The sequence below is a fragment of the Thalassotalea litorea genome (genome assembly GCF_043642205.1).
Classification (GTDB): domain Bacteria; phylum Pseudomonadota; class Gammaproteobacteria; order Enterobacterales; family Alteromonadaceae; genus Thalassotalea_A; species Thalassotalea_A litorea.
Window position 1 is genome coordinate 19,607 of sequence record NZ_JBHZSG010000045.1, and the last position, 7,573, is coordinate 27,179.

At 43.9% G+C, this 7,573-nt stretch carries 6 protein-coding genes; 3 read left to right on the top strand and 3 right to left on the bottom strand.

Annotated elements, in window-relative coordinates:
- Positions 1-15 precede the first annotated feature (15 nt).
- The 3 genes from pyrH to rpsB form a co-directional block, all read right to left on the bottom strand.
- Positions 16-756 (bottom strand): UMP kinase, encoded by a 741-nt coding sequence (gene pyrH, locus ACHUFQ_RS14790; RefSeq protein ID WP_394176619.1) that lies wholly within the window; start codon positions 754-756, stop codon positions 16-18.
- A 140-nt stretch (positions 757-896) separates the two neighbouring features.
- Positions 897-1,736: a translation elongation factor Ts gene (tsf, locus tag ACHUFQ_RS14795; RefSeq protein WP_394176620.1), complete on the bottom strand. Its 840-nt coding sequence runs from the start codon at positions 1,734-1,736 to the stop codon at positions 897-899.
- Between the two features lie 70 nt (positions 1,737-1,806).
- Positions 1,807-2,535 (bottom strand): 30S ribosomal protein S2, encoded by a 729-nt coding sequence (rpsB, locus tag ACHUFQ_RS14800; RefSeq protein ID WP_394176621.1) that lies wholly within the window; start codon positions 2,533-2,535, stop codon positions 1,807-1,809.
- Between the two features lie 415 nt (positions 2,536-2,950).
- Between rpsB and map the strand changes: the two genes are divergently transcribed.
- The 3 genes from map (at position 2,951) to dapD (ending at position 7,416) form a co-directional block, all read left to right on the top strand.
- Positions 2,951-3,808, top strand: coding sequence for a type I methionyl aminopeptidase (gene map, locus ACHUFQ_RS14805; RefSeq protein WP_394176622.1), 858 nt, complete (start codon positions 2,951-2,953; stop codon positions 3,806-3,808).
- Between the two features lie 104 nt (positions 3,809-3,912).
- A complete protein-coding gene (gene glnD / locus ACHUFQ_RS14810; RefSeq protein ID WP_394176624.1) occupies positions 3,913-6,498 on the top strand; it encodes a [protein-PII] uridylyltransferase in 2,586 nt (861 codons plus the stop codon).
- A 93-nt stretch (positions 6,499-6,591) separates the two neighbouring features.
- The gene (gene dapD, locus ACHUFQ_RS14815) at positions 6,592-7,416 is read left to right on the top strand and encodes a 2,3,4,5-tetrahydropyridine-2,6-dicarboxylate N-succinyltransferase (RefSeq protein ID WP_394176623.1); all 825 of its coding nucleotides are present in this window, start codon (positions 6,592-6,594) and stop codon (positions 7,414-7,416) included.
- Positions 7,417-7,573 lie beyond the last annotated feature (157 nt).

Sequence of the window (7,573 nt, forward strand, 5' to 3'; positions counted from 1 at the left end):
TGTGTTAACAGGAGTTTAATTCAAATTCTCAACATGGTCGATAACGGTGCCATCGCTACCGCCAAGAATAATGGATTTCAATGCGCCTTCTTTGTTCATATTAAATACGCGAATTGGCATAGAGTGATCACGCGCCAAAGTGAACGCGGCTAAATCCATTACTTTTAATTCCTGATCCAATACTTCTGAGTAAGAAAGTTTGGAGTAAAGTTTGGCTTCTGGGTTGGTTACCGGGTCGGCAGAAAAGATACCGTCGACTTTGGTACCTTTAAAAACCGCATCGGCTTCAATTTCGATACCGCGTAAACACGCAGCTGAATCCGTGGTAAAAAAAGGATTCCCGGTACCGGCGGAAAATATCACAACGCGTCCAGACTTTAACAGGCTTATCGCTTCTGCCCAGTTATAACTGTCACAGACACCGGTCAGATCAATAGCAGACATTAGTCGTGCGTTAACAAAGGCACGATGCAAGGCATCGCGCATCGCAAGGCCATTCATAACCGTTGCCAACATCCCCATTTGGTCACCAACGACTCGATTCATTCCGGCTTCAGCCAGGCCTTTGCCGCGAAACAGGTTGCCACCGCCAATAACCAGGCCAACCTGAACGCCCATTTCAATGAGTTCTTTAATTTCATGAGCCATACGGTCCAGAATTTTTGGATCGATACCAAATCCTTCATCCCCCATCAGGGCTTCACCACTTAATTTGAGTAAGATTCGACGGTATGTTGGTTTCGGGTTGCTGCTCATAAAATAAACATTCCTTGAGGTTGTTAAAAAAATAGCCACGGACATTACTGCCCGCGGCTATTTTAATACGTTTGAAAGACTTTAAAAAGTCCTAAAAGAAAATAACGCCAGAAACTGCGTTGCAGTCCAACAAAAGGGGATTATTCGCCTTTCGCTGCTGCGATTTGCGCTTCAACTTCAGCAGCAAAATCTTCTTCTTTCTTCTCGATGCCTTCACCAACTTCTAAACGAACGAAGCTAGATACAGAAACACCTTTTTCTTTCAAGATGTCACCAACAGAACGCTTAGGTTCCATGATGAAAGGTTGACCAGTCAAAGAAATTTCACCAGTGAACTTCTTCATACGACCAGTAACCATTTTCTCAGCGATTTCAGCAGGCTTGCCTTCATTCATCGCAATATCGATTTGGATAGCTTTTTCTTTCTCTACAACGTCAGCCGGAACATCTTCAGGGTTGATGTACTCTGGCTTTGAAGCCGCTACGTGCATTGCAACGTGCTTAAGTGCTTCGGCGTCGCCTTCACCAGCAACAACAACACCAATTTTTGCACCGTGCTTGTATGATGCAAGGCTAACGCCTTCGACATACGCGACACGACGAACATTGATGTTTTCACCAATTTTTGCAACTAGAGCAACGCGCTCTTCTTCGAACTGCGCCTGAAGCTCTGCAATTGCAGGCTTAGATGCCGCTGCAGCGTCTGCAACTTTGTTAGCAAATGCTAAGAAGTTGTCATCTTTTGCAACGAAGTCAGTCTGACAGTTAACTTCGACCAAAGTACCATCTTTAATGATGATTTGACCTTCAGCAGCGATGTTACCAGCCTTTTTAGCAGCTTTTGCCTGACCAGACTTACGCATGTTTTCGATTGCAAGTTCCATATCGCCATCAACTTCTTGAAGGGCTTTCTTACAATCCATCATGCCAGCGCCAGTACGATCACGTAATTCTTTAACTAATGCAGCAGTAATTGCCATGAGTTAATTCCTCAAAAATAAGTATTAATTTTGGCTGACTGAGAAACCAGTCAGCCGAGATAGAATTAGCTTATTCAGCTTCTACAAAACCGTCTTTTTCAGCTTGTACAGCAATGTTCGACTCACGACCTTCGATAACTGCATTGGCAGCAGAATCAAGGTATAAGCTTACTGCACGGATCGCATCATCGTTACCTGGGATGATGTAATCAACGCCGTCTGGATTTGAGTTAGTATCAACTACAGAAATTACAGGGATACCTAAGTTGTTCGCTTCTTTGATAGCAATGTGCTCGTGGTCAGCATCGACAACAAAGATAACGTCCGGAAGACCACCCATGTTTTTGATACCACCAAGGCTTTTCTCAAGCTTTTCCATTTCACGAGTACGCATCAATGCTTCTTTCTTGGTTAAAGCATCGAAAGTACCGTCTGTGCTTTGAGTTTCAAGATCTTTTAAACGCTTGATAGATTGACGAACGGTTTTCCAGTTAGTCAACATACCACCTAACCAGCGGTGGTTTACGTAGAATTGATCACACTTTAGCGCCGCTTCTTTAACTGCATCGCTTGCCGCGCGCTTTGTACCAACAAATAAAACTTTACCTTTCTTAGAAGAAACACCTGATAAGAAAGCTAGAGCGTCATTGAAAAGTGGAACAGTTTGCTCAAGGTTGATGATGTGAACTTTGTCACGTGAACCAAAAATGTATGATTTCATTTTTGGGTTCCAGTAACGAGTTTTGTGACCGAAATGTACGCCGGCCTTAAGCATATCGCGCATAGATACGTTTGGCATTTTATAATCCTCTTGGGGTTAAGCGTCCATACATCCCGTATTACCGACTACAACTGATAATTTATCAGGGCAGCACCCCGGAATACGTTTGCCGATGTATGTGAGTTTTTAACTAATTAATATGTTCAAAATTGAACCCGAACCCGTGAATCCACCGATGGCTTTTTCATGGGCGGTGCTTTATACCATTTACCAGCTCAAAAATAAAGCAACGCAGATAAAAAAGTTCGCATCCTACGACATTTTCCTGTGTCGGGTTTTCCCCCTGACAGCGACACCAAGAAACATTAATCAAGTATTTACTCAAATTTGCCTGTCGCAGCCCTTCTCAATATGGCATAAGCCCTTATTTTAGGTTATTATTTCGGCTTTGATATCCGCATTCTCTAACCACAGAGACTGTTTTTCCAAATGTTTGAGGAATCGAATGAGTATTGTCATTAAGAGCCAAAGTGACATTGAACATATGCGCGTTGCCGGCAAGCTCGCCGCCAGCGTCTTAGAAATGATAGAACCCCATGTAAAAGTCGGTGTAACGACAGAAGAGCTGGATACTATCTGCGCCCAGTATACCCATGCTAATAATGCCCTTTCCGCGCCGCTGGATTATGGTGCCGATAGCAATGGCGAAGGCGGCTTTCCAAAGTCCATCTGTACATCGGTAAACCATGTGGTATGTCATGGCATTCCTTCATCACAAGTTTTGCAGGATGGCGATATCATCAACATTGATATTACCTGTAAAATTTCATTCGATAGCGAAGATACCCCTGAAGACCAAAAGACCTACTACCATGGCGACACCTCAAAAATGTTTTTGGTGGGCAATGTCAGCCCGGAAAATCGCCGCTTGTGCCGTATTACGCAAGAGAGCCTTTACCAGGCACTTCGCAAAGTAAAGCCAGGAGCCAAATTCAATGAAATTGGCGCAGCCATCCAAAAATTCATCAAAAAGTCGGGACGTTACGGAATCGTAAAAGATTTTTGCGGTCACGGTATCGGTACGGTCTTTCATGAAGAGCCACAGATACTACATTACAAAAATGGCGATGGCCGGGCAATGAAAGAAGGCATGATCTTTACCATTGAGCCGATGATAAATCTGGGTAAAGGTGGCACGGTACTCGATAAAGACGATGGCTGGACAGCCTATACCGTTGACGGAAAAAATTCCGCGCAATGGGAGCACACCATTTTAGTGACTAAGAATGGCTGTGAAATTCTTACCCACCGCAGTGAAGAAAAAGACCTGCCAAGAGTGTTGATCAATTAGATAAGCGGATTTCTGCCAGACAAGAAGGATGTATTTGTACCGTGGTTGAAACAAGTATTTTACCCCAACGATTTGAAGAGCAATTATCACTGGCTTCGCCGGCAATGACGCTCAGTGATTTTCAACAGCAAAGTGAAGAGTTTTATCAGTGGCTGAAAGACTCCTTTGCCAGTCACGAAATTACCCAGTTGGTTCATGCCCGCGCCGATTATGTCGACCGGGTGCTGAATAAAGTCTGGTGCCAACAGCACCTTGATGAACACCAAATTGCTCTGATGGCCGTTGGCGGATACGGACGCGGTGAATTACATCCCTATTCTGATATCGATATTCTGATCCTCACCCAAAACAAACTTACCAAAGAGCTTGAAGACTACATCGGCGCCTTTATCACTCAGCTTTGGGATATTCGCCTGGATATTGGCCATAGCGTAAGAAGTGTTAAAGAATGCATTAAACTGGCAAGCAGCGATGTGACCATCGCCACTAACTTGTTAGAGTCTCGTCTGATCTGTGGCAATCAGGCTTTAGCCGAAGAACTTTGGCCGCAATTATGGGTTAAGAAATTCTGGCCTTCGGAAAAATTCTTTATCGCTAAGCGCGACGAACAAATCAAGCGTCACCAACAATACAAAGGCGCCGCTTATACCCTTGAACCGAATTTAAAAGCAAACCCTGGTGGTCTTCGAGATATTCAAAACATTTCCTGGGTTGCCAAACGCCACTTTCACGCCGATAGCCTCGATGAATTGGTACAGCATAAATACCTGACGCTCAATGAATTTTATGAGTTGATAGAATGCCAGGACTACCTGTGGCGGATGCGATTTGCGCTGCATATCATCGCTGGTCGCAGTGAAAACCGTTTACTCTTTGATTATCAGGGCGATGTTGCTCGCCTGATGGGGTTCGGTGAAGACGGAAAAAAAGCCATCGAGCGGATGATGAAGCGATTTTTCCGGGTAATCAACTATGTGTCCGAACTCAATGAAATGCTATTGCAGCATTTCCAGCAAGCCATCTTAAATCATGATGAAAAACAACGTGAAGTCGATATCGATAAAGACTTTATGATGATTGGCAATTTAATTCAGGTGAAAAGCTCCCGAGTCTTTGTGCGCCCGGAAATGATGATGAAGCTATTCCTGGTGATTGCCGACACCCCGCAGGTGAAAGGCATTCATTCCGATACCATTCGGTTACTGCGCAACTCGCGTCGACGTCTGATTTCTGAGTTAATAGATTACGCCGAATGTCGTCGTCTGTTTATGGCATTAATGCGCCATCCCAGAGGACTTGGCCGCGCGTTTAACTTAATGCATCACCATGAGATTTTGGCAAACTATTTACCCGAATGGCAAAATATCGTCGGCCAGATGCAATTCGACCTGTTCCATGCGTATTCCGTAGATGAACACAGTTACCGCTTAATTAAAAACCTGTACCGGTTTTCGCTGCCAGAGCATAAACATGAGTTCCCGCTGTGCAGCAAAATCGTACAACGCATTCGCAAACCGGAATTATTATACATCGCCGGTATTTTCCATGATATTGCCAAAGGCCGAGGCGGTAGCCATAGTGAACTAGGTGCCGTGGATGCGATTAAATTTGGTGAAATGCATGGCTTAAGCAAACATGACACCAATATGATTAGTTGGTTGGTAAAATACCATTTATTAATGTCGGTTACCGCGCAACGCCGAGATATTTCCGATCCAAACGTTATTCGTGAATTTGGTGAGATTGTGCGCGATGAAGCCCATCTCGATTATCTTTACTGTCTGACCGTCGCCGACATGCGGGCAACCAATGAAAGCTTGTGGAATAGCTGGAAAGGGAATTTGCTTGAAGAGCTATACTTTTCGACCAAACGGGCACTGAGAAGAGGCCTTGAGAAGCCGGTAGAATACCGAGCACAGATCAAAGAAAACCAACAGCAGGCGCTATTGTTGTTAAATCTGGATGAGATCAGTAACGATCTAATTAAACCGGTCTGGAAGCAATTTAAGCCGGACTACTTCCTGCGCTATAGTCCTCAGCAAATACGTTGGCATTCAAAAGCTATTTTTACCCACGACCGATCTAAACCCTTGGTCTTAGTCAGCCCGAAAGCCTATCGTGGTGGTACCGAAGTTTTTGTCTACACCAAAGACAAGTCCAATATTTTTGCGACGATTGTCGCAGTGCTGGGTAGTAAAAAGTTATCGATTCATGATGCGAAAATACTAAACAGTAAAGATGGCTACACACTCAATACCTTCGTCGTACTTGATGGAAAGGGTCAGGCATTGAAAGACGACTATCATATGCAGGACGTAAAAGACACATTGATACAGTGTTTGTCCAGTCAGGAAACCATCACCATAGTGCCACAACCTGTGCCGCATAAATTTAAGCAATTTGACATCCAAACCCAAATCAGCTTTATCCCCCATAACAACACCAAAGTTACGGCTATGGAATTGGTCGCACTGGATAGACCAGGTTTACTCGCGGAAATCGGCAAGGTATTTCAGGATCAGAAATTAACCATACACTCGGCAAAAATCACCACCTTTGGTGAACGTGCTGAGGATATGTTTTTGATCTCTACGGCGGACAACTGTGCATTAAACGAAGAACAACAGGCACATTTGGAAGCACAACTTTGTCCACATAAACACCCTTTACCTAATGTCGAGACCATTTAGGGCTCGTTCCCTATGACATCAACGGTGGTATTTTTGAGCAAGAACAATTTTTAAAATTTACGTTAATAATAAACAGTCCCTAGGAAACTATTGATGAAAGAAATACAAAACATTATTGAACAGGCGTTTGAGGACAGAGCGAACATCAGTCCCAGCAGCGTCTCACCTGAAGTTAAAAATTCAATTTTGGCCGCGTTAGATTTGCTAAATAAAGGACATGCCCGAGTTGCTGAAAAAATAAACGGTGATTGGGTTGTAAATCAATGGCTTAAAAAGGCAGTATTACTGTCATTTCGAATCAACGATAACCAGGTCATGCATGCGGGTGAAAGCACGTATTTTGATAAAGTGCCATTAAAATATGAAGGCTATGGCCATGCCGACTTCAATAACGATGGTGTACGAGTCGTACCGGGAGCGAGCGTACGTACTGGTAGTTTTATCGGTAAAAATGTTGTGGTTATGCCTTCTTTCGTAAACATTGGCGCATTCGTTGATGACGGCTGTATGGTGGATACTTGGGCAACTGTTGGTTCTTGTGCGCAGATAGGTAAAAATGTACACCTATCCGGTGGCGTAGGCATCGGCGGCGTATTAGAGCCGTTACAAGCCGGCCCTACCATTATCGAAGACAACTGTTTTATCGGCGCTCGCTCAGAGATTGTTGAAGGCGTTGTCGTGGAAGAAGGTTCGGTGATCTCTATGGGCGTATTTATTGGACAGTCTACTAAGATTTTCGATCGTGAGACTGGCGAAGTTCATTATGGTCGCGTACCTGCAGGTTCAGTCGTTGTGCCAGGTACATTACCGTCAAGCTGCGGGACTTGTCAGCTATATGCTGCCATTATTGTGAAAAAAGTTGATGCGAAAACATTAGCAAAAACCGGCATTAATGAATTACTGCGTTCGGTAGAGTAATTTACAACATTAATACGCCAGTTATCTATTTTTAACTGGCGTAAGTTCAATTTACGATATTAATACCAATCACATTAAACTATTGCTCACTCAGTGAGAATTTAAAGGCTTTTAGACAAGGCTTTGATTGCAGAGAATGGTTATTCCGCTCTCAAAA